Raw genomic sequence first — 22,884 nt, 5'->3', positions numbered from 1 at the left:
GCGGTTCACCCGCGGGCATTCTTGGTACGCATATTGCATAGCGGTGTGACGATATCGAGCATGAACGGGATGGAACGCCATGAGCCAATTCAGTGAACGCATGGCGCTGAGCGCGTCCGAACGGCGCTGGCTGCCGTGGTCCGGCCGGACCGGCAAGCTGGCCATGCGCCATGCCTGCTGGCTGAACCGCGACCGCTGTCCGGCCATCGAGAGCACTTTCGATGCGTTCTCGCGCACCCGGGTGGCCCTGCTGACCCAGTGGACCGAGCAGCTGTGGCAGTACCTGGACGGGGCGGCCGAACGTCTGGCCAGCCTGCCGCCGGCGTCGTGTGCCGATACCCTGTCATCCCAGCTGGCCGAGCTGTCCGACGTGACGGAGCTGTTTCTGCTCGGTGCCGACAACTGCGTGCTGGCGTCGAGCGCGCCCGGCCGCACTGGCCGGAGCGGGCCAAACGCCCAGGCACTGGAACAGGGGCTCGGGCGCCCGTTCCTGTACGGGCCGTACTGCGATGCGGACACCGTGGCGCTGGGGCCGCGCTCGTCGCGCTTTCACGACGAGGTGACCCTGCTGTTCCTGCGTCCGGTCCAGCGAGACGGCGAGTGCATCGGCTGCCTGTGCGCACGGGTGCCGAACGATGTGCTGGGTGACCTGATCCAGCGCGAAGCCGGGCATATCTTCCACGAGTCGGGCGACAACTATCTGTTCATGGTCGAGTCGCGCTTCGATCCGACCATTGCGCCGGGCACGGCGCTGTCGCGTTCCCGCTTCGAGGACCGCACTTTCAGCAGCGGCGACAACCTGAAAGATGGCGTGCGCACCGCCTATGGCACCGTAATGGTGCACGAACACACCGAATTCGAGCTGGTGTTCAACGACCCGGCGACCGGTCGGCTGCACCCCGGGGTGCGCGAGACCATCCGCAACGGGCAAAACCTGTTCGTGGCCTATCCGGGCTATGCCGATTACCGCCATATCCCGGTGATCGGCAAGGGCATGGTGTTCCAGCTGCCGGGATCGCCCGACCGCTGGGGCATGATGTGCGAGGCCGATCTGGAAGAGGTCTACCGCTACCGTTCGATCAGCTTCCAGCTGATGTGCGGCTTCATTCTGGTGCAGGCGCTGCTGGCCATCATCGGTCTGGCGGTGCAGGCGCAGTGGTCGCCGTCGGTCTGGGGCATGGCGCTGGTGCATGGCGTGCTGCTGCTGTTCGGCGCAATCGGTTTTCGCCAGGTGATCGCCCGGCCACTGGCGCTGCGGCTGAAAGACACCATCGGCATGGTGCGCAATCTTGCCGAGGGCGATGGCGACCTGACCCTGCGCATCGACCGCAGCCGGCTGAAGGCCGACGAAACCGGCGGGATGGCGCAGTGGGTGAACAGCCTGATTGATCATCTCGACACCACTATCGGCCAGGTGGTGCGGGTCAGCCATGTGCTGGAACACCACAACCGGGCCATGGAGGCGCACAACACCGCCGCCGTGGTGGCGGCCGGGCAGGTATTCAGCACGGTGGAACGCACTCGTGACGGCATTGCCCAGCAACTGCTTGCGCTGGACGAGGCCAGCCGTGATGCCGGGCAGATGGAAACGGCGATGGTGCAGCAGCGCGAGGCCGCCCGCCTGCAGCTGGCCGCCGTCAGCGAACGTACCCTGCATATCCGTGAAACCGTGGGCGAATCGGCACGAACCATCGTCGCCCTCGGCGACAGCACGCGCGAGATTGGCCTGGTGGTAGAGCTGATTCAGGGCATTGCCAATCAGACCAATCTGCTGGCGCTGAATGCCGCCATCGAAGCGGCGCGCGCCGGCGAATCCGGGCGCGGCTTCGCCGTGGTCGCCGATGAGGTGCGCAAGCTGGCCGAACGGACCAGCCAGTCGACCCACGAGATCGGCAGCATGATCGAGCGGGTGCAGGGACAGGCGCAGAATGCGGTCGATACCATGCAGGTCGGCATGGAAAACCTGGAGGAGGGGCTGGCGCTGGCTGAAGCCTCGGCAGGGGAGAACGCCGAGGTCCGGCAGATTGTCGGCACGCTGCTGTCGACCATCGACCAGCTGACCGAATCCGGGCGCGCCCATGCCGGCGAGACCGGCATGATCGGCACCGTGGCCGGCTCGATGCAGAAGGCCCAGTACAGCCTGACGGTCAGTGCCGCGCAGACGCGGCACACCATCGGCTGGCTGGCACTGCTGGCCGGCCGTTTCCGGGTCAGCGCCGCCGGCCGCTAGGCCGGGGCGCGCCGGGTCAGAAGAACGGCAATACCATCTTGGTCTTGGCGATGGCGATGATCCACATCACCACGAACAGGCCGAGCACGAAGGCGATGCTGCGCTGCGACCGGGTCGGGCCGCGGCGCAGCGCCCAGACCCCGAGCAGCACATAGACGACCAGCAGCACGATCTTGGCCATCAGCCACGGCTGTTCCAGCGGGTTGTACTGCGCCTGCCAGGCCAGCATCACGCCGAACACCAGCAGGAAGGTGTCGATGACATGCGGCGCAATGCGGGCGAGGCGCGAACTGCGCCATGGCGAGCCCGCCAGCATCAGCAGGCCGCGAATGAAGAACGACAGCGCGGTCAGGTAACCGAGTCCGGCGTGCGCGTGTTTCAGTGCCAGGTAGTCCATCGCTTACTCCCCCGAGCGGTGTTTGGCCGCAAGGCGGACATAGTGGGCGGCGGAATACGGCAGGAAGGCGCGATCCTCGTCGGTCAGGTCGCGCAGGCGCTTGACCGGGCTGCCGACGTACAGGCCGCCGGACAGCAGGCGCTTGCGCGGCGGCACCAGGCTGCCGGCGCCGACGATCACGTCATCCTCGATGATGGCGCGGTCCAGCACCACGCTGCCGATGCCGATCAGCACCCGATTGCCGACCGTGCAGCCGTGCAGCGTCGCATGATGGCCGACGGTGACGTCGTCGCCGATCACCAGCGGTGCGCCTTCCGGGTCTTCCGGCGGGCGACGGTGGCTTTCGTGCAGCATGGCGAAATCCTGGATATTGCTGCGCTTGCCGATGCGCACCGCGTTGACGTCGGCGCGCACGACCGCCATCGGCCAGACCGAACTGTCCTCGCCGAGCACGCAGTCGCCGATCACCAGCGCGGTGTCGTCGACGAAACAGCTATCGGGAACGGTGGGCGTGATGCCGTCAAAGCGGCGGATATTGCGTTTCTCCATGCGGACCCCATTTGCCTAATCTGAAGTGAATCATTCTCAATGTTGACCGTGACGCGGCAAAAAAGCCATGCCGCCGTCGCCAGGAAGCCGCCATGACCGCACCCAACCCGCTGATCGACTACCCGAACCTGCCGCCGTTCGCCGCCATTCTCCCCGAACACGTGACCCCTGCCGTCGAGCAGGTGCTGGCCGATGCCCGCGCGGTGGTGGCGTCGCTGACCGCCGGGACGTCGACGCCGGACTGGGACACCTTTGTCGAACCGCTGAACGACGCGACCGAGCGCATCGGCCGGGTATGGGGGCCGGTGTCGCACCTGCAGTCGGTGGTCAATACGCCGCCGCTGCGTGAAGCCTACAACGAAAACCTGCCGAAAATTTCGGCGTTCTTCACTGAACTCGGGCAGAACCTGGCACTGTTCGACAAGTTCAAGGCCCTCGTGGCCTCGCCGGAGTATGCAAAGCTGAGTCCGGCGCGGCACAAGGTGCTGGAAAACGAACTGCGTGACTTCCGCCTGTCCGGCGCCGAGCTGCCGGAAGCGCAGAAGCCGCGCTTTACCGAAATCCAGCTCAAGCTGTCCGACCTCGACGCCCGCTTCGAGCAGAACCTGCTTGATGCCACCGACGCCTTTGCCTACTACGCCGAAGAGAGCGAAATTGTCGGCGTGCCCGATGACGTCAAGGCCATGTACCGCGAGGCGGCCGAGACCGACGGCAAGGCCGGCTACAAGATCACGCTGCAATTCCCGTTTTACTACCCGCTGCTGCAGTATGGCGAAAATCGGGCGCTGCGCGAGACACTGTATCGTGCCTATGTGACGCGCGCGTCCGAGTTCGGCGACGAAAAATGGGACAACGGTCCGCTGATCCGCGAAATGCTGACGCTGCGTGCCGAAGAGGCCCGCATGCTCGGTTTCGCCAGTTTTGCCGAACTGTCGCTGGCGGCGAAGATGGCCGATACCCCGGTCCAGGTCACCACCTTCCTGCGTGATCTGGCCGCGCGCGCCAGGCCGTTCGCGGTCAAGGACCGCGAGGAACTGGAGGCGTTCGCCCGCGACACGCTCGGCCTCGACACACTGGAAGCCTGGGACGTGTCGTTCGCGGCCGAGAAGCTGCGCGTGCAGCGCTACGCCTTCAGCGAACAGGAAGTGAAGGCCTACTTCCCCGAAGCCCGCGTGCTGGACGGCCTGTTCGGCGTGGTGCGCACCCTGTACGGCATCGACGTGGCCGAAACCCGGGCCGAGGTCTGGCATCCGGACGTGCGCTTCTTCGAGATCCGCAAGGACGGCAGCAAGCTCGGCGAGTTCTATCTCGACCTGTATGCCCGCGCACAGAAGCGCGGCGGCGCCTGGATGGACGATGCGCGCGGCCGTCGCCGCAAGGGCGCGACGCTGACCACGCCGGTCGCCTACCTGACCTGCAACTTCTCCGCCCCGGTGGCCGGCAAGCCGGCAACCTTCACCCATGACGAAGTGATCACGCTGTTCCATGAATTCGGGCACGGCCTGCACCACCTGCTGACCCAGGTCGACGTGCCGGGCGTGGCCGGCATTTCCGGCGTCGAGTGGGATGCGGTCGAGCTGCCGAGCCAGTTCATGGAAAACTTCTGCTGGGAATGGGATGTGGTGTCCGGCATGAGCGCCCATGTCGAGACCGGTGCGCCGCTGCCGCGCGTGCTGTTCGACAAGATGCTGGCGGCGAAGAACTTCCAGAGCGGGATGATCACCGTGCGCCAGATCGAGTTCGCGCTGTTCGACATGCTGCTGCACAGTGACTTCGACCCGGTCGGTGGCGACTGGCGTGCGCTGCTCGACGAGGTCCGGCGCGAAGTGGCGGTGAACTTCCCGCCGGCGTACAACCGCTTCGTCAACAGCTTCAGCCATATCTTTGCCGGCGGCTATGCGGCGGGTTACTACAGCTACAAGTGGGCGGAAGTGCTGTCGGCCGATGCCTACGCGGCGTTCGAGGAACACGGCGGCGCCAATGCGGAAACCGGCGCGGCATTCTGGCGCGAGATTCTGGCCGTTGGCGGCTCGCGGCCGGCCATGGTGTCGTTCAAGGCCTTCCGCGGTCGCGAACCGGCGCTGGATGCGCTGCTGCGCCACAACGGCATGACGGCAACTGCCTGAGCAGCAAGCCAGCGTGAAAACGCCGTCTCCCGGTATCGGGGACGGCGTTTTTTTGTCTGCACCGCGCGACGGCAGCCTATTTCGCCAATGGTTTGGCGAAATGGAAGGTGGCGATATGCATGCCTTCGCGGAAGTAGAAACGGTGTGCATCATGGCGATGCGTGGCCGAATCCAGGTGCAGCGTGTCGGCACCGGCGGCGAGGGCGCGGGCTTCGAGCGCGGCGATCAGCTGCTGGCCGACCCCCTGTGAGCGCTGCGTGGCCCGGGTGACCAGATCATCGACATAGAAGAACGGTCCGTTGGCCCAGGTGTTGATGTGGCAGCGCCACACCGCCAGCCCGAGCACGTGCCGTTCCGCATCCAGCGCCACCAGCATGCGGCCGCCACCAGCGAACAGCCCGGCCATGAACGCCGGGTAGTCGGCCGGCAGTCCCGGCCGCAGTTCGCGATGGACATCGGCCGCCTGCGCCAGCAGATCGGGGCGCAGCAGCGCGCCGACCGCGTCGGTGACGTCTATGATGTCGATCATGCTCAGCCCCGGCTGGGAGCAATCACAAGTGACTCACCTTCAAGCACTACCGTATCCTTGACCCGGCATTCGGTCTTCAGCGTCACGCGCTTCTTGACCGGGTCCAGGGTGGTGACGGTGCAGCGGGTGTTGACGGTGTCGCCGATGCGCACCGGCGCCTTGAACTTGCAGCTGTTTGACAGGAAGATCGTGCCTTCGCCCGGCAGACGCGTGCCGAGGATGGTGGAAACGAAGCTGGCGGTCAGCATGCCGTGAGCGATGCGCGACTTGAATGGCGTGGCTTCGGCATACTCGGCATTCAGGTGCATCGGGTTGGTGTCACCGGAAACGGCTGCAAACATCAGCACGTCGGCATCGGTGATGGTCTTGCCGAATTCGGCGTACTGGCCGATTTCCAGGTCTTCAAAGTAGAGGGTCATTCCATTACTCCTTTGTTGGTTTGTCGGGCAAAAGTTGCGATGTTGCAATGCAGCACATTACCATGTGTACCCACTTATGCGTCAGAGTGGCCGTTCAGCGCAAGATGCGATTGTCGGCCAGCAAAAAGTCGGGTATAAATTCAAACGCTCGTTTGAGAGTCGCGGAGCCGCGCCGGTCTGTCGGTCGACGCTCACTGAATTCTGCTGGAGGAATATGAAAGCACTAGTCGCCGTGAAGCGCGTTGTCGATTACAACGTGAAGGTCCGCGTCAAGGCGGACGGATCGGATGTCGATATCGCCAACGTCAAGATGTCGATGAATCCGTTCGATGAAATCGCCGTCGAAGAGGCCGTGCGCCTCAAGGAAGCCGGCAAGCTCAGCGAAATCGTCGCCGTGTCCTTCGGGGTCAAGCAGTGCGAGGAAACCCTGCGCACCGCGCTGGCGATGGGGGCCGACCGTGCCGTCCACGTCGAGACCGATGCCGAGCTGCAGCCGCTGGCCGTGGCCAAGCTGCTGGCCAGACTGGTCGAGAAGGAAGCGCCGCAACTGGTGATCCTCGGCAAGCAGGCCATCGACGACGATGCCAACCAGACCGGCCAGATGCTGGCTGCGCTGATCGGTGCCGGCCAGGGCACGTTCGCCTCCAGGGTTGAACTGTCGGCGGAATCGGTGACCGTGACCCGCGAAATCGACGGCGGGCTGGAAACGGTCAAGTTCGGTCTGCCGGCGGTCATCACCGCCGACCTGCGCCTGAACGAGCCGCGCTACGTCAAGCTGCCGAACATCATGGCCGCCAAGAAGAAGCCGCTGGAAAAACTGACCACGGCCGATCTGGGCGTAGATGTCGCCCCGCGACTGAAGACGCTGAAATTCGCCGAGCCGGCCAAGCGCTCCGCCGGCATCAAGGTGGGTTCGGTCGCCGAACTCGTGGCGAAACTGAAGAACGAAGCAAAGGTGCTGTGAGCATGGCCATCCTCGTTATTGCAGAACACGACACCGCCGCGCTGAAGTCGGCAACCCGCAACACCGTCGCCGCCGCGCAGAAGCTCGGCAGCGACATCCACGTGCTGGTCCTGGGCCAGAACGTCGGCGCCGTGGCCGCCCAGGCTGCCGCGCTGGCCGGCGTGCAGAAGGTGCTGACGGCCGACAACGCCGCCTTCGCCCATGCGCTGGCGGAAAACCTGGCCCCGGCCGTGGCGGAAATCGCCCGTGGCGGTTACAGCCACGTGCTGGCCCCGGCCACCACCTTCGGCAAGAACCTCGCCCCGCGCGTGGCCGCCCTGCTGGACGTGGCGCAGCTGTCCGACATCGTTGCCGTGGAATCGGCCGACACCTTCGTGCGTCCGGTCTACGCCGGCAACGTGCTGGCCACGGTGCAGTCGATCGACCCGATCAAGGTCATTACCGTGCGGACGACGGCATTCGAGCCGGTCGCCGACGGCGGCAGTGCCGCGGTTGAAGCCGTGGCGGCGGGCAGCGATGCCGGCCTGTCGGTCCACATCGGTTCGGAGCTGACCAAGTCCGATCGCCCGGAACTCGCCGCAGCCCGGATCGTCGTATCCGGCGGTCGTGCCCTCGGTTCGGCCGAGCAGTTCCAGGCCGTGATCGAGCCGCTGGCCGACAAGCTCGGTGCCGCCGTCGGTGCGTCGCGCGCCGCGGTCGACGCCGGCTACGCGCCCAACGACTACCAGGTCGGCCAGACCGGCAAGGTGGTGGCGCCGGAACTGTACCTGGCACTCGGCATCTCCGGTGCGATCCAGCATCTGGCCGGCATGAAGGACTCCAAGGTGATCGTCGCGATCAACAAGGACGAAGAAGCGCCGATCTTCCAGGTCGCCGACTACGGGCTGGTGGCCGATCTGTTCACCGCCGTGCCGGAGCTGATGGCCGAGCTGTCGAAGTAAGCACCATGACCAGGGTCGCACAGACGGCCCGGTCGGGACGGGGCCTCAGGCCCTGCCCACCCGATTTCACGAGGCGGCGCCACCCTGTCCGGTAACGGACCGGGTCGCCGCCTTTTTGCCGCCGATTACGGCCGGCATCCCGAACAGACGAGAAACAAAGGAGTACATCATGAGCTATCAGGCCCCGCTGAAAGAGATCCGCTTCGCGCTGGAACAGGCGGAACTGACCGCCGTCTGCACCCTGCCGGGTTATGAGGACTGCAACGTCGAACTGACCGATGCGATCCTGGACGAAGCCGCCAAGTTTGCCGAAGGCGTACTGGACCCGATCAACCGTGCCGGCGACAAGGGCAACGTCTGGGCCGACTACGCGGTGACCACCGCCGAAGGCTTCAGCGAGGCGTATGCCCAGTTCCGCGACAGCGGCTGGGGCGGTCTGCGCGCGCCGCAGGCATTCGGTGGCCAGGGGCTGCCGGCGCTGGTGGCGATGGCGACCGAGGAAATGTGGTGCGCGTCCAACCTGTCGTTCAGCCTGGCACCGCTGCTGACGCTCGGCGCGATCGAGGCCCTGGCCCATCATGCCGATGCCGAACTGCAGGCGGTCTATCTGCCGAACATGTGTGCCGGCATCTGGACCGGCACCATGAACCTGACCGAACCGCAGGCCGGCTCCGACCTGGCCCAGGTCAAGACCCGGGCCGTACCGGCCGACGACGGCAGCTACCTGATCACCGGCCAGAAAATCTTCATCACCTGGGGTGAGCACGACATGGCCGACAATATCGTCCATCTGGTGCTGGCCCGCCTGCCGGACGCGCCAGCCGGCGTGAAGGGCATCTCGCTGTTCGTGGTGCCGAAGTTCCTGGTCAATGCCGATGGCAGCCTCGGCGCGCGCAATGACGCCCGCTGTGTATCGATCGAGCACAAGCTCGGCATCCACGGCTCGCCGACGGCGGTGATGAGCTTCGGCGACGAGGGCGGTGCGGTCGGCTATCTGGTCGGCGAAGCCAACAAGGGCCTGTCGTACATGTTCACCATGATGAACCACGCCCGCCTCGGCGTGGCGGTGGAAGGCATGGCGATCTCCGAGCGTGCGTACCAGCAGGCGGTCGACTATGCGCGTGACCGCGTGCAGTCGCGCGAACTCGGCAGCCCCAATCCGGCACCGGCGGCGATCATCCGTCACCCGGACGTGCGCCGCATGCTGATGACCATGCGCGCCCAGATCGAAGCGCAGCGCCTGCTGACCTATCTGGCCGGCGCGACGCTGGACCGTGCGTCCCATCACCCGGTGGCGGCGGAAAAGGCGCGCAACCAGGCGCTGGTCAATTTCCTGATCCCGATCGTCAAGGGCTGGAACACCGAACAGGCGAATGAAATCACCTCGCTCGGCGTGCAGGTGCATGGCGGGATGGGCTTTATCGAGGAAACCGGCGCAGCGCAGTACTACCGCGATGCGCGCATCACCTCGATCTACGAAGGCACGACCGGCATCCAGGCCATGGACCTGATCGGCCGCAAGCTGGCCAGCGAAAACGGCGCGACCGCCCGGGCGCTGCTGGAAGCGGTCAAGGGCGACGCCGCGCGCCTCGATGCGCTGGGCGCGCCGTTCGCCGCCACCCGCGCGCATCTGGAAGCCGGTGTGGCTGCCGCCGAGGCGTGCATCGACTATGTGCTGGCGAATTTCGCCACCGCGCCGCAGGGCCCGGCCGCCGGCTCGGTACCGTTCCTGAAGCTGATGGGCATTCTGCTTGGCGGCTGGCAACTGGCGCGTGCCGCGCTGGTGGTCGACGCCCAGCGCCAGAACGCCGATGCCGACACGGCCTTTATCGACGCCAAGCAGATCACTGCGCGCTTCTTTGGCGAACACCTGCTGCCGCAGGTGCCGGGCCTGGCCGCTGCGATCACTGGCGGTGCCGACTCGGCGCTGGCGCTGGACGACGCTGCATTCTGAGCGGGTCGGCTCATAAAGGCGGGCACCGGCGGCAGCAATGGCGTCGGTGCATGCCGGACTGACAGAAACTGCCGCCAGAACGGCAGTCCGCCTGATTGAATCCTGCCCGTTCCATCCCCGCCGCCGCAGGGGAAACGCCGCTTCGCTGCGGGCGGGGTTTATGGACAGGCTGAAACCGCGTCACCGCAAGGTGACGCGGTTTTTTCGTCCGGGGAGCAAGGTCTGCCGACCGGCGGCCTGCTACACTCGCGCCTTTATGCCGCTGGTCGCTGGTCCGGGAAATGCGCACATACCAATTTGAGTCGTCCGCCGAAGCGGGTTTCTGGGGGCGTTGCCGCCAGGGGCTGCTGCTGGCGGTATTGTTGCTGGTGTTCCTGACCGGAATGCGGGTCTGGCTGGTGCTTGGCTATGCGCCGGCGGATACCGCCGCGCTGAAGCAGGACTGGCTGCATGCCCTGCTGATGGGGCTGCGCTTCGACGCCAAATGGGTCGCCTCGACGCTGCTGCCGGCCTGGCTGCTGCTGGCGCTGGCCCAGGCGTTGCCGGGCGGGCTGCGCCGTCTGCTCGATCAACTGCTGGTGCGGGTCTATGCGCCGCTGGCGGTGGCGGCCCTGACCCTGGTGTCGATCGTCAATCATTTCTATTTCGGTTTCTATCTGAGCCCGATCAATCCGATCGTGTTCGGGCTGTTCGAGGACGATACCGGCGCCATCCTGTCGACGGTGTGGCGCGACTATCCGGTGGTCAGCGGCACGCTGGCCTGGCTGGCCGCCACCGCGCTGATCCTGTGGCTGGCCGGCCGCAGCCGCGGCCGTTCGGCCATTGCCGGCTGGGGCAAGCCCGCCCAGGCGCTGATGGTGGTGCTGACCGTGCTCGGCTTCACCCTGCTGGCGCGCGGCAGCCTCGGCACTTTCCCGCTGCGCGAAACCGATGTGGCGGTATCGACCAACTCCTTCATCAATTCGACGGTGCCGAACGGCCCGCAGGCGCTGTATACCGCCTGGGGCATCCGCAAGGAAATGGACCTCGGCCGCGATCCGTATGCCGGCCTGAAGCGCTTCGGCTTCAAGACGCCGCTGGAAGCCGCACACGCACTGGGCTGGCAGGGCGACGACGAGGCTGCACTGGCCCGCTCGGTCTCGACCTTCGCGAAACCGTCGCTGTCGGCGCCGCGTCCGCACGTGGTGTTCGCGCTGATGGAGTCGTTCGGCCGCGAACTGCTGAATACGCAGGACCCGGTCGCCAATGACGTGCTCGGCCGGCTGGCGCCGCATTTCGACCAGGATTATTACTTTTCGCGCGCGATCTCCATCGAGCACGGGACCTTCCCCAGCCTGGAAGGCCTGCTGTACGGTACACCGATCTCGCCGCTGACCCAGAGCGGCTACGGCTACAAGCCGTTCCCGTTCTCGGCGGTCAAGCCGTTCAAGGACGCCGGCTACAAGGTGGTGTTCATCACCTCCGGCAGCGCCAGCTGGCGCGGGCTGGACCGCTCGCTGAAAGTGCAGGGCTTCGACGAAGTGGACGGCATGCAGCGCATTCTCCAGCGCTTCCCCAATGCGACCACCGGCACCTGGGGCGTCGACGACGACTACATGTTCCGCTTCGCCAGCGAGCGGCTGGCCGAGGCCGACCGCAAGGGCGAGAAGCTGATGCTGTTCACGCTCAGCGTGACCAATCATCCGCCGTACCGGCTGCCGGCCGACTACAGGAAGCGGCCGCTGGACGTGAACCGGCTGCCGGCGCACCGGACGGCCGACACCCGGCTGGCGCAGAGCATCATGGAAACCTACCAGTATGCGAACGACAGCCTCGGCGGCTTCATGGACCGGGTCAAGGGCAGCGCACTGGCGTCGCACACCATTGTCACCGCCACCGGCGACCACAACTCGCGCTCGATTTTCGAGTACCCGGACTCCAGCATCCTGCCGCTGAAATACGGCGTGCCGATCTATCTGTACCTGCCGCCGGCCATGCGACCGCACGGCAAGGTCGACACCCGGGCCTGGGCCAGCCACCGCGACATTTTCCCGACCCTGTATGCGCAGGCGCTGGGCATGGCGCCGTCGTGGTGGGCCGGTCGCAATCTGCTGGCGCCGGCCAGCCGGCCGACGGCGGTCAGCTTTATCCAGGACGAGGGCGGGCAGGGCATCGTCATCAGCGACGACGGCGCCGCCCAGAACCTGACCCGGCCGGCCTATCTGCGCTGGAATGGCGACCAGTTGCAGCCGGCCGGTGCCAATGTGCCGGAAGCGCTGCGCGCCGAGACCCGGCGTGCCCAGGCCTGGCTGGCGCTGTCGGACTGGCGGGTGCGCCGCGCGGCGCTGGCGGAGAAACGCTAGCGGCCTGCGATGACAGGGTGATGGCGACGGAATGATCGATGCAGAGCGGTTTTGCAGAATATTCGCAAGACCTTATTTGCAAATTGAAACATTCATGTCGCTTGATTGAAAATATTGCGACGCAGTAAAATCCGAAGGTTTGACCGAACGGGATGAGCGGCCGACGAGCCTGCTTGTCCCGTTTGGCGCATCTAGCGTCCGTATTCTGCATCACACACAGGAGCAGCCCGTGTCCGATCACCCAGCAATTCTCGCGCTTGCCGACGGTACCCTTTTCCGCGGCCGCGCCATCGGCGCGTCAGGCGTCACGGTCGGCGAGGTGGTGTTCAATACCTCGATGACCGGCTATCAGGAAATCCTCACTGATCCGTCCTATACCCGCCAGCTCGTCACTCTGACCTACCCGCATATCGGCAACGTCGGCGCCAACGCCGAAGACGTCGAGTCGCGCGGCGTGTTCGCCGCCGGCCTGATCATCCGCGATCTGCCGCTGATCCATTCCAGCTTCCGCGCCACCGAGTCGCTTGGCGACTACCTGACCCGCAATGGCACCGTCGCCATCGCCGATATCGATACCCGCCGGCTGACGCGCCTGCTGCGCGAAGGCGGCGCCCAGCCGGGCTGCATCATGGCCGGCGACATCGACGCCGGGCGCGCGGTGGAACTGGCGCGCGGCTTCGGCTCGATGGCCGGCCAGGATCTGGCCCGCGTCGTGTCCTGCAGCGAAGCGTATCCGTGGAAGCAGGCCGAATGGCAGCTCGGCAGCGGTTATCGCGACAGCACTGCCCCGCGTTTCCGCGTCGTCGCCTACGACTTCGGCGTCAAGTACAACATCCTGCGCATGCTGGCCGAACGCGGCTGCGACATCACCGTGGTGCCGGCGCAGACCCCGGCCCGCGACGTGCTGGCGCTGAACCCGGATGGCGTGTTCCTGTCCAACGGCCCTGGCGATCCGGAACCGTGCGACTACGCGATCGCCGCCATCCGCGAACTGCTGGACAGCGGCGTGCCGGTGTTCGGCATCTGCCTCGGCCACCAGCTGCTCGGCCTGGCCACCGGCGGCAAGACCAGCAAGATGAAATTCGGTCACCACGGCGCCAACCACCCGGTGCAGGATCTCGATTCCGGCCATGTGATGATCACCAGCCAGAACCACGGCTTCCAGGTCGACGAGACCAGCCTGCCGGCCAATGTGCGCGTCACCCACCGCAGCCTGTTCGACGGCACCGTGCAGGGCATCGCCCTGACCGACAAGCCGGCGTTCAGCTTCCAGGGGCACCCGGAAGCCAGCCCGGGCCCGCATGACGTCGCCTACCTGTTCGACAAATTCATCGGCCTGATCGAAGCGCGTACGCGCTAGGACGGACCCGGGGAGACAACAGCATGTTCGGCATCACCGATCCCGCCACCTACCTGATCGGCACGATTTTCATCGTGCTGCTGCCAGGCCCCAACTCACTGTACGTGCTGTCGGTCGCCGCATCGCGCGGCATTCGCGCCGGCTATCAGGGGGCGCTGGGCGTGTTCGTTGGCGATGCCGTGCTGATGACGCTGGCCGCGACCGGCATGGCAGCGGTGCTGAAAGCCTATCCGGTGCTGTTCTGGGGGCTGAAATACGTCGGTGCCGGCTATCTGGCCTGGCTCGGCTGCAACATGCTGCGCGCCGCGTGGCGCGCCTGGCGGCAGGCCGGCAGGCCCGCCGCGCCGATCGCGCCGCCGGCCGCCGCCGTGCAGGGCGGGCAGCCGTTCCGCAAGGCGCTGGTCATCAGCCTGCTGAACCCGAAAGCCATCCTGTTCTTCCTGTCGTTCTTCATCCAGTTCGTTGATCCGGCCTATCCGCATCCGGCCGTCACCTTCCTGGCGCTGGCGGCCATCCTGCAGGCATGCAGTTTCACTTACCTGACCGTGCTGATCCTGGCCGGCAGCCGGCTGGCGGACGCGTTCCGTCGCCGGCAGCGGCTGGCATCCGGCGTGGTCGGCGGTGTCGGTGTCATGTTCCTCGGCTTCAGTGCCAAGCTCGCCACGGCGAGCATCCATTAAGATTTCTACAGATTCAGCGGAAGCAGCCATGCCCAAACGTACCGACATAAAGAGCATCCTGATCATCGGCGCCGGCCCGATCGTGATCGGCCAGGCGTGCGAATTCGACTATTCCGGCGCCCAGGCGTGCAAGGCACTGCGCGAAGAAGGCTACAGGGTCATCCTGGTCAATTCGAACCCGGCCACGATCATGACCGACCCGAACATGGCCGACGTCACCTATATCGAGCCGATCACCTGGCAGATGGTGGCCAAGATCATCGACAAGGAACGTCCTGACGCCGTGCTGCCGACCATGGGCGGCCAGACCGCGCTGAACTGCGCGCTCGAACTGGCCCGCCACGGCGTGCTGGAACAGTTCAATGTCGAACTGATCGGCGCCTCGGTCGAGGCCATCGACAAGGCGGAAGACCGCGACAAGTTCAAGCTGGCGATGCAGAAGATCGGCCTCGAGTGCTCGCGCTCGCGCGTCGCCCACAGCATGGACGAAGCGCTGGAAATCCAGGCCGGACTCGGCTTCCCGACCATTATCCGCCCGTCGTTCACCATGGGCGGCTCCGGTGGCGGCATCGCCTACAACCGCGAAGAATTCCTGACCATCTGCGAGCGCGGCTTCGAGGCCAGCCCGACCCACGAGCTGCTGATCGAAGAATCCATGCTCGGCTGGAAAGAATACGAGATGGAAGTCGTGCGCGACCGCGCCGACAACTGCATCATCATCTGCTCGATCGAGAACCTCGACCCGATGGGGGTGCATACCGGTGACTCGATTACCGTTGCCCCGGCGCAGACGCTGACCGACAAGGAATACCAGATCATGCGCAACGCGTCGCTCGCGGTGCTGCGCGAGATCGGCGTCGATACCGGTGGTTCCAACGTGCAGTTTGCCGTCGAGCCGGAAACCGGCCGCCTGATCGTGATCGAAATGAACCCGCGCGTCAGCCGCTCGTCGGCGCTGGCGTCGAAGGCGACCGGCTTCCCGATCGCCAAGGTGGCGGCCAAACTGGCGGTCGGCTACACGCTGGACGAACTGAAAAACGACATCACCGGCGGCGCGACCCCGGCCTCGTTCGAACCGTCCATCGACTACGTGGTCACCAAGATTCCGCGTTTCGCCTTCGAGAAGTTCCCGATGGCGAACGACCGCCTGACCACGCAGATGAAGTCGGTTGGCGAAGTGATGGCCATCGGCCGTTCGATCCAGGAATCGCTGCACAAGGCGCTGCGCGGCCTGGAAACCGGCCTGGCCGGCTTCGACCCGCAGACCACTGACCTGGACACCATCCGTGCCGAAATGGGCGCGCCGGGCCCGAACCGGCTGCTGTACGTCGCGGATGCCTTCCGTGCCGGCCTGTCGGTCGACGAGGTGTACGGCATCAGCCGCATCGATCCGTGGTTCCTGGTGCAGATCGAGGACCTGATCCGCGATGAACAGCAACTGGCCGGCCGCACGCTCGGCACGCTGGATGCCGGCGCAATGCGCGCGCTGAAGCGCAAGGGCTTCTCCGACCGCCGCCTGGCGGCGCTGTTCGGCGTCGACCAGGGCGTGGTGCGCCAGCACCGCTGGGCGCTGGGCGTCCGTCCGGTCTACAAGCGGGTCGACACCTGCGCGGCCGAGTTCGCCACCAGCACCGCCTACATGTACTCGAGCTACGAGGAAGAGTGCGAAGCGCGGCCGACGTCGCGGCGCAAGGTGATGGTGCTCGGCGGCGGCCCGAACCGTATCGGCCAGGGCATCGAGTTCGATTACTGCTGCGTGCATGCGGCGCTGAGCCTGCGCGAATCCGGCTTCGAGACCATCATGGTCAACTGCAACCCGGAAACGGTGTCCACCGACTACGATACGTCGGACCGGCTGTACTTCGAGCCGCTGACGCTCGAGGACGTGCTGGAAGTGGTCAATGTCGAGCAGCCGTGGGGCGTGATCGTCCAGTACGGTGGCCAGACGCCGCTGAAACTGGCGCGCGCGCTGGAAGCCAACGGCGTACCGATCATCGGCACCTCGCCGGACATGATCGACGCCGCCGAAGACCGCGAGCGCTTCCAGAAACTGTTGCAGGACCTCGGTCTGAAGCAGCCGGCCAACCGCACTGCGCGCAATCCGCAGGACGCGCTGCGGCTGGCGGCCGAGATCGGCTATCCGCTGGTGGTGCGCCCGAGCTACGTGCTGGGCGGCCGGGCGATGGAAATCGTCCACGAACAGGCCGACCTCGAACGCTACATGCGTGAAGCAGTCAAGGTATCGAACGACAGCCCGGTGCTGCTCGACCGCTTCCTGAACGACGCGATCGAAGTCGACGTGGACGCGATCGGCGACGGCAAGGACGTGGTGATCGGCGGCATCATGCAGCACATCGAGCAGGCCGGGGTGCACTCCGGCGACTCGGCGTGCTCGCTGCCGCCGTACAGCCTGTTCCCGGCGCTGCAGGACGAGATCCGCCGCCAGACCGTGGCCATGGCCAGGGCGCTGAACGTGGTCGGGCTGATGAACGTGCAGTTCGCGATCCAGGGCGATACCATCTTCGTGCTGGAAGTGAACCCGCGCGCCTCGCGGACCGTGCCGTTCGTGTCCAAGGTGACCGGCCGGGATCTGGCCAAGGTGGCCGCGCGCTGCATGGCCGGCATCACGCTGGCCGAGCAGGGCATCACCGGCGAAGTGGTGCCGCCGTACACCGCGGTCAAGGAGGCGGTGTTCCCGTTCATCAAGTTCCCGGGCGTCGACACCATCCTCGGGCCGGAAATGAAGTCCACCGGTGAAGTGATGGGGGTCGGCCGCAACTTTGCCGAAGCCTTCGTCAAGGCGCAGATGGGGGCCGGCGACCGCCTGCCGACATCGGGCAAGGTGTTCATCTCGGTCCGCAACGGCGACAAGCACGGCATCGTCGACGTGGCGCGCGAACTGCAGCGGGCCGGCTTCGGCCTGTGCGCGACGCGCGGCACGGCCAGGGTGCTGGCCGACGCCGGCATGGGTGTGCAGCGGGTCAACAAGGTGACCGAGGGTCGTCCGCACGTGGTCGACATGATCAAGAATGGTGAAATCGCCATGGTGATCAACACCGTGGAAGAAAAGCGCCAGTCCATCATCGACAGCCAGTCGATCCGTTCCAGTGCCCTGCAGGGCCGGGTGCCGTTCTATACCACGCTGGCCGGTGCGCGCGCCGTGGCGCATGGCCTCAGCGAGAGCCAGGCGCTGGACGTCTATCCGCTGCAGGATCTGCACACCCAGTTGAAGGGCTGAATCGGCCGCAATGACGATGACGTTGGCAAACGCTTGGATTGACCGGCGTTTGCCGCTAGAATCGTCGGCAACCGATTGAATCGAGAGAAGCCGCCGTCCCCGTGACGGCGGCTTGCATTTTATGTCGCGACCGTCGCACCGCGGGTGCCGGACGGACGAGAAGGAGGATGAGTGAAATGATCAAAGTGCCGTTGACCAAGTTTGGCGCCGAGCAGCTCCGGAACGAACTGCAGAACCTGAAGTCCGTGGCCCGTCCGGAAGTGATCGCCGCCATCGCCGAGGCGCGCAGCCACGGCGACCTGTCGGAAAACGCCGAATACGACGCCGCCAAGGAACGCCAGGGCTTTATCGAGGGCCGGATCGCCGATCTGGAAAGCAAGCTGTCCAACGCGCAGGTCATCGACCCGGCGCAGCTCGATGCCGATGGCCGCATCGTGTTCGGCGCCACCGTGCAGCTGGTCGACCTGGAAAGCGATGACCAGGTCACCTACCAGATCGTCGGCGACGACGAAGCCGACATCAAACTGGGCAAGGTCTCGGTGAATTCGCCGATCTCGCGTGCCCTGATCGGCAAGGAAGCCGGCGACGTGGCCGAAGTGGTCGCGCCGGGCGGCATCCGCGAATACGAAGTGCTCGACGTCAAATACCTCTGACGTCCTGATCCTGGCCGCAAGCGGAGGGATGGCGATGGATGGAACACTGGACTGGCTGCGCCGCGTGGCGCAGACCCTGTGGATCGGCGGCATCTGGGCCATTGGCCTGATCGTGGCGCCGGTGCTGTTCACGCGCCTGGAGCGCGGAGCGGCCGGAGCGATCACCTGGCATGTGCTGGGGGTGATGGGCTGGATCGGCCTGGTCTGCGGCCTGGTGCTGCTGATCGACTGGCTGTGGCGGCAGGGGCTGGCCGGCATGCGTGACGGCGGCTTCTGGCTGATTGTCGGCATGCTTGCCTGCACGCTGGTCAACCATTTCGCCATTGCGCCGATCCTGGTCGGAGTCAAGGCCAGCGCGGCCAGTGCCGCGACCGGCATGTTCGGCGGCGGCTTTGGCACCTGGCAGGCGATTTCCAGCCTGCTGCTGCTGGTGCAGAGCCTGATGGGGCTGCTTTTTGTGACCCGGCACGGCTGAGCTGTCCCGTTTCTAAGCAAATCTAAGCAAAATAAAAGGCGCAGCGGTTAGGCTGCGCCTTCGGATTGCGGCATGGCTCAGGCCGGACGGCAGTCAGCGGCCGCGGGGCTTTTTTGCCGCCGGCAGCACGATGCGCTGTTTGTCCGACGGACGGTAGACCACCAGCAGCTTGCCGATGACCTGGACCGGCGCGGCATCGAGATCGTCACAGATCTGTTCGTAAATGGCGAGACGGGCTTCGCGCTCATCGCCGAGTACGCGGATCTTGATCAGCTCGTGCGCGTCGAGGTTGATGGCGATCTCGCGGACCACGGCGTCGGTCAACCCGTTGTTGCCGATCATCACGACCGGGTTCAGGTTGTGGGCCAGACCCTTGAGATGCTGGCGTTGTTCCGGCGTCAGTTCGATTTTCATATTCTGCAAATTGCGGTTTCAAAAGGTGATTTTACGGTATGGCCCGATCCAAGACCAGTGCGGCCTGGCTACACGAGCATGTCAACGATCACTGGGTCCATCAGGCCCAGAAGGATGGCTACCGTTCGCGTGCCGCCTACAAGCTGCTGGAGATCAATGAAAAGGACAAGCTGCTCAGGCAGGGGATGACAGTGGCCGACCTCGGCAGCGCGCCGGGAAGCTGGTCCCAGGTCGCGGCCCGCATCGTCGGCGATCACGGACGGATCTTTGCGCTGGATATCCTCGAAATGGCGGCGATTCCTGGCGTAGACTTCATCCAGGGCGACTTTCGCGAGGACGAGGTGCTGGCACGCTTCGAGGCGTTGCTGGACGGACGTCCGCTTGATCTTGTGATTTCCGATATCGCCCCCAACATCACGGGGATGAGTGCGACCGACCAGGCCCGCTCCGCGTATCTGTGCGAACTGGCGCTGGAATTTGCCCGGCAGCATCTGAAACCGGGTGGTCATTTCCTCGTCAAAGTCTTCCAGGGCAGCGAATTCAATGCTTACCTGGCAGAAATGAGAAGCAGCTTTACCCAGGTTGTGTCCCGCAAGCCAAAAGCGTCGCGGGACCGATCGACAGAAATATACCTATTGGGCAAGGGTTTGCGCTGACAGGCCACTAGCTCATGATTACAATCGAATCATCTTTGCTTTGAAAGCTGGCGTGCGCCCAGTGGCGTAAAGGAGCCTTCACTTGAACAACATCGGCAAGAACATCGCCATCTGGGTGATCATCGGTCTGGTGCTGATGACTGTGTTCAATCAGTTCAGCAAGCGTCAGGACACGCAGAACCTGGTCGAATATTCGCAGTTCATCAGTGACCTGGAGTCGGGGCGCGTGCAGAGCGTGACCATCGAAGGCCATCCGCTGCGCGGACAATGGCTGAAAGGCAAGTTCACCGGCGGCGGCGCGTTCACCACCTACGCGCCGTACGACCCGAAACTGGTCGACGACCTGATCAAGAACAACGTCCGCTTCCAGGCCAAGCCGGATGAGGAACCGTCGATGCTGATGAATATCTTCATCAGCTGGTTCCCGATGCTGCTGCTGATCGGCGTCTGGGTCTTCTTCATGCGCCAGATGCAGGGTGGCGGTCGGGGCGGCGCGTTCAGCTTCGGCAAGAGCCGCGCCAAGATGCTCGACCAGGACACCAACACCATCACCTTCGCCGATGTCGCCGGTTGCGACGAGGCCAAGGAAGAGGTGAAGGAAATCGTCGACTACCTGCGCGACCCGAGTCGCTACCAGAGCCTCGGCGGCCGCGTGCCGCGCGGCATCCTGCTGGCAGGCAGCCCGGGTACCGGCAAGACGCTGCTGGCCAAGGCCATCGCCGGCGAAGCCAAGGTGCCGTTCTTCTCGATCTCGGGTTCCGACTTCGTCGAAATGTTCGTCGGTGTCGGTGCGGCGCGCGTTCGCGACATGTTCGAGAACGCCAAGAAGAATTCGCCGTGCATCATCTTCATCGATGAAATCGACGCGGTCGGTCGCCAGCGTGGCGCCGGCCTCGGCGGTGGCAACGACGAACGCGAACAGACGCTTAACCAGTTGCTGGTGGAGATGGACGGTTTCGACACCAACTCGACCGTCATCGTCATCGCCGCCACCAACCGTCCGGACGTGCTGGACCCGGCGCTGCAACGCCCGGGCCGCTTCGACCGCCAGGTGGTGGTGCCGCTGCCGGACATCCGCGGCCGCGAACAGATCCTGAACGTGCACATGCGCAAGGTGCCGATCGCCAACGACGTGGCGCCGGACATCATTGCCCGCGGCACGCCGGGGTTCTCCGGCGCCGACCTGGCCAACCTGGTCAACGAGGCCGCGCTGTTTGCCGCGCGTCGCAACAAGCGACTGGTGGACATGGAAGATTTCGAATCCGCCAAGGACAAGATCATGATGGGCGCCGAGCGCCGCAGCATGGTCATGACCGACGAGGAAAAGAAGAACACCGCGTACCACGAGTCCGGTCACGCCGTGGTGGCCAAGCTGCTGCCGAAGTCCGACCCGGTGCACAAGGTCACCATCATCCCGCGCGGTCGCGCGCTGGGCGTGACCATGCAGTTGCCGGAACAGGACCGCTTTGCCTACGACCGTGGCTACCTGATGGACCGGATTGCCATCCTGTTCGGGGGCCGGATCGCCGAAGAGCTGTTCATGAACCAGATGACTACCGGCGCCAGCAACGACTTCGAGCGTGCGACGCAGATGGCGCGCGACATGGTGACCCGCTACGGCATGTCCGATGCGCTGGGCCCGATGGTCTATGGCGACAACGAGGGTGAAGTGTTCCTCGGCCGCTCGGTGACCACGCACAAGAACATGTCCGAAGACACGATGCGCAAGGTCGACCAGGAAATCCGCCGCATCATCGACGAGCAGTATGCGCTGGCGCGCCGGCTGCTCGACGAGAACCGCGACAAGGTCGAGGCGATGACTGCAGCGCTGCTGGAATGGGAAACCATCGACGCCGAGCAGATCAACGACATCATGGACGGCAAGCCGCCGCGGCCGCCGAAGCCGACCGCCAGTGTCGGCGGCAGCAGCCCGACGCCGCCGGCCGGCCCGACCCCGGCGCCGAGTTCCACGCCGGCACAGGAAATCTAGTCCTGACGGGCTGCCCGGTTTGAGACCGGGTACGAAATTCAGTGGATAATGACGCGACAGCCTGGCTGTCGCGTTTTCATTTAGCCTTTCCCTACTGCCTATGAATACTCTGCACTGCGGCCGCTTCACGCTGTCGCTCGAACGTCCGCTGGTGATGGGCATCGTCAATGTCACACCGGATTCCTTTTCCGACGGCGGTCGCCATGCGCGGCCGGACCAGGCGCTTGACCATGCACTGAAGCTGGTGCGCGACGGCGCCGACATCCTCGACATCGGGGGCGAATCGACCCGGCCGGATGCGGCGCCGGTAACGGTCCAGCAGGAAATGGACCGGGTGCTGCCACTGCTGGAACGGCTGCGCGACATCGGCGTGCCGCTGTCGCTGGATACGCGGCACACGGTGGTGATGCAGGCCGGGCTCGCGATCGGTGTCGATCTGATCAACGATGTGGCGGCGCTGGAGGACGACGGCGCCGTGGCGCTGCTGGCCGGCAGCGACGCCGCAGTGTGCCTGATGCACAAGCAGGGCGAGCCGCAGAACATGCAGCACGATCCGTCCTATCAGCGCGACGTGGTCGACGAAGTGCAGGCCTACCTGACTGAACGGGTCGCCGTCTGCATCGCTGCCGGCATCGGCCGCGAGCGGCTGCTGGTCGACCCGGGCTTCGGTTTCGGCAAGACCGTCGACCACAACTATGCGCTGCTGGCACATCTGGACCGCTTTGCGACCATCGCGCCGGTTCTGGCCGGGCTGTCGCGCAAGACCATGCTCGGTGCGGTCACCGGCATTGCCGAGCCCGCGGCACGAGTCAGTGCCAGCGTGGCCGGGGCGCTGATCGCCGCCGGGCGTGGCGCGGCCATTCTGCGCGTGCACGACGTGCGTGAAACCTGCGAAGCGCTGGCGGTCTGGCGCGCGACCCGGGCCGCCGGCTAGGTCGTTTCCTACTTTCCCTTACCCCCCGTGCGG

General features: G+C 65.4%; 19 protein-coding genes. 14 read left to right on the top strand and 5 right to left on the bottom strand.

What is annotated here, in order from left to right; all coding sequences use genetic code 11:
- Positions 1-79: 79 nt before the first annotated feature.
- The gene (locus tag DFO50_RS19865) at positions 80-2,230 is read left to right on the top strand and encodes a methyl-accepting chemotaxis protein (RefSeq protein ID WP_304598466.1); all 2,151 of its coding nucleotides are present in this window, start codon (positions 80-82) and stop codon (positions 2,228-2,230) included.
- Positions 2,231-2,246: 16 nt separating this feature from the next.
- On the opposite strand, the gene DFO50_RS01610 is transcribed toward DFO50_RS19865, so the two are convergent.
- Both DFO50_RS01610 and DFO50_RS01605 read right to left on the bottom strand, forming a co-directional pair.
- The gene (locus tag DFO50_RS01610) at positions 2,247-2,627 is read right to left on the bottom strand and encodes a SirB2 family protein (RefSeq protein WP_028498150.1); all 381 of its coding nucleotides are present in this window, start codon (positions 2,625-2,627) and stop codon (positions 2,247-2,249) included.
- A gap of 3 nt (positions 2,628-2,630) precedes the next feature.
- Complete coding sequence (locus DFO50_RS01605; RefSeq protein WP_036385114.1) at positions 2,631-3,176, bottom strand: gamma carbonic anhydrase family protein; 546 nt, start codon at positions 3,174-3,176, stop codon at positions 2,631-2,633.
- A 92-nt stretch (positions 3,177-3,268) separates the two neighbouring features.
- On the opposite strand from DFO50_RS01605, the gene DFO50_RS01600 reads away from it, so the two are divergent.
- Complete coding sequence (locus DFO50_RS01600) at positions 3,269-5,302, top strand: M3 family metallopeptidase (protein ID WP_112691936.1); 2,034 nt, start codon at positions 3,269-3,271, stop codon at positions 5,300-5,302.
- Positions 5,303-5,378: 76 nt separating this feature from the next.
- Here the strand turns inward: DFO50_RS01600 and DFO50_RS01595 are convergent, their stop codons facing one another.
- Positions 5,379-5,831, bottom strand: a complete 453-nt coding sequence (locus tag DFO50_RS01595) for a GNAT family N-acetyltransferase (protein WP_112691935.1) — start codon at positions 5,829-5,831, stop codon at positions 5,379-5,381.
- A 2-nt stretch (positions 5,832-5,833) separates the two neighbouring features.
- A complete protein-coding gene (locus DFO50_RS01590) occupies positions 5,834-6,250 on the bottom strand; it encodes a MaoC family dehydratase (RefSeq protein ID WP_028498146.1) in 417 nt (138 codons plus the stop codon).
- 214 nt (positions 6,251-6,464) lie between these two features.
- Here DFO50_RS01590 and DFO50_RS01585 point away from each other — a divergent pair, with 214 nt between their 5' ends.
- The 9 genes from DFO50_RS01585 (at position 6,465) to DFO50_RS01545 (ending at position 18,857) form a co-directional block, all read left to right on the top strand.
- On the top strand, positions 6,465-7,214 hold the full coding sequence (locus tag DFO50_RS01585) for an electron transfer flavoprotein subunit beta/FixA family protein (protein WP_028498145.1): 750 nt from the start codon (positions 6,465-6,467) through the stop codon (positions 7,212-7,214).
- Between the two features lie 2 nt (positions 7,215-7,216).
- Positions 7,217-8,155 carry an electron transfer flavoprotein subunit alpha/FixB family protein gene (locus tag DFO50_RS01580; RefSeq protein WP_028498144.1) on the top strand — a complete coding sequence of 313 codons (939 nt, stop codon included), beginning with the start codon at positions 7,217-7,219 and terminating at the stop codon, positions 8,153-8,155.
- Between the two features lie 169 nt (positions 8,156-8,324).
- On the top strand, positions 8,325-10,109 hold the full coding sequence (locus DFO50_RS01575; protein WP_112691934.1) for an acyl-CoA dehydrogenase: 1,785 nt from the start codon (positions 8,325-8,327) through the stop codon (positions 10,107-10,109).
- 281 nt (positions 10,110-10,390) lie between these two features.
- Positions 10,391-12,451, top strand: a complete 2,061-nt coding sequence (locus tag DFO50_RS01570; protein ID WP_112691933.1) for an LTA synthase family protein — start codon at positions 10,391-10,393, stop codon at positions 12,449-12,451.
- A 229-nt stretch (positions 12,452-12,680) separates the two neighbouring features.
- On the top strand, positions 12,681-13,811 hold the full coding sequence (gene carA, locus DFO50_RS01565) for a glutamine-hydrolyzing carbamoyl-phosphate synthase small subunit (protein ID WP_028498141.1): 1,131 nt from the start codon (positions 12,681-12,683) through the stop codon (positions 13,809-13,811).
- A gap of 23 nt (positions 13,812-13,834) precedes the next feature.
- Positions 13,835-14,491 (top strand): leucine efflux protein LeuE, encoded by a 657-nt coding sequence (gene leuE, locus DFO50_RS01560; protein WP_107888835.1) that lies wholly within the window; start codon positions 13,835-13,837, stop codon positions 14,489-14,491.
- A gap of 28 nt (positions 14,492-14,519) precedes the next feature.
- Positions 14,520-17,729 (top strand): carbamoyl-phosphate synthase large subunit, encoded by a 3,210-nt coding sequence (gene carB, locus DFO50_RS01555; protein ID WP_107888834.1) that lies wholly within the window; start codon positions 14,520-14,522, stop codon positions 17,727-17,729.
- 176 nt (positions 17,730-17,905) lie between these two features.
- Positions 17,906-18,382, top strand: coding sequence for a transcription elongation factor GreA (greA, locus tag DFO50_RS01550; RefSeq protein ID WP_028498138.1), 477 nt, complete (start codon positions 17,906-17,908; stop codon positions 18,380-18,382).
- A 34-nt stretch (positions 18,383-18,416) separates the two neighbouring features.
- Positions 18,417-18,857: a DUF4149 domain-containing protein gene (locus DFO50_RS01545; protein ID WP_051528645.1), complete on the top strand. Its 441-nt coding sequence runs from the start codon at positions 18,417-18,419 to the stop codon at positions 18,855-18,857.
- 93 nt (positions 18,858-18,950) lie between these two features.
- Here the strand turns inward: DFO50_RS01545 and yhbY are convergent, their stop codons facing one another.
- Complete coding sequence (yhbY, locus tag DFO50_RS01540; protein ID WP_233495174.1) at positions 18,951-19,265, bottom strand: ribosome assembly RNA-binding protein YhbY; 315 nt, start codon at positions 19,263-19,265, stop codon at positions 18,951-18,953.
- Between the two features lie 44 nt (positions 19,266-19,309).
- Here yhbY and DFO50_RS01535 point away from each other — a divergent pair, with 44 nt between their 5' ends.
- From DFO50_RS01535 to folP, 3 genes are all read left to right on the top strand, one after another.
- Entirely contained in the window at positions 19,310-19,927 is a 618-nt protein-coding gene (locus tag DFO50_RS01535) for an RlmE family RNA methyltransferase (RefSeq protein ID WP_107888833.1), read from the top strand.
- An 82-nt stretch (positions 19,928-20,009) separates the two neighbouring features.
- Entirely contained in the window at positions 20,010-21,917 is a 1,908-nt protein-coding gene (gene ftsH, locus DFO50_RS01530; protein ID WP_028498134.1) for an ATP-dependent zinc metalloprotease FtsH, read from the top strand.
- A gap of 100 nt (positions 21,918-22,017) precedes the next feature.
- Entirely contained in the window at positions 22,018-22,851 is an 834-nt protein-coding gene (gene folP, locus DFO50_RS01525; RefSeq protein ID WP_112691932.1) for a dihydropteroate synthase, read from the top strand.
- Positions 22,852-22,884 lie beyond the last annotated feature (33 nt).

This window comes from Microvirgula sp. AG722 (assembly GCF_003269145.1).
Lineage (GTDB): Bacteria > Pseudomonadota > Gammaproteobacteria > Burkholderiales > Aquaspirillaceae > Microvirgula > Microvirgula aerodenitrificans.
The sequence above is the reverse complement of the archived record's forward strand: the minus strand, read 5'-3'. Positions and strand labels throughout refer to the sequence as shown.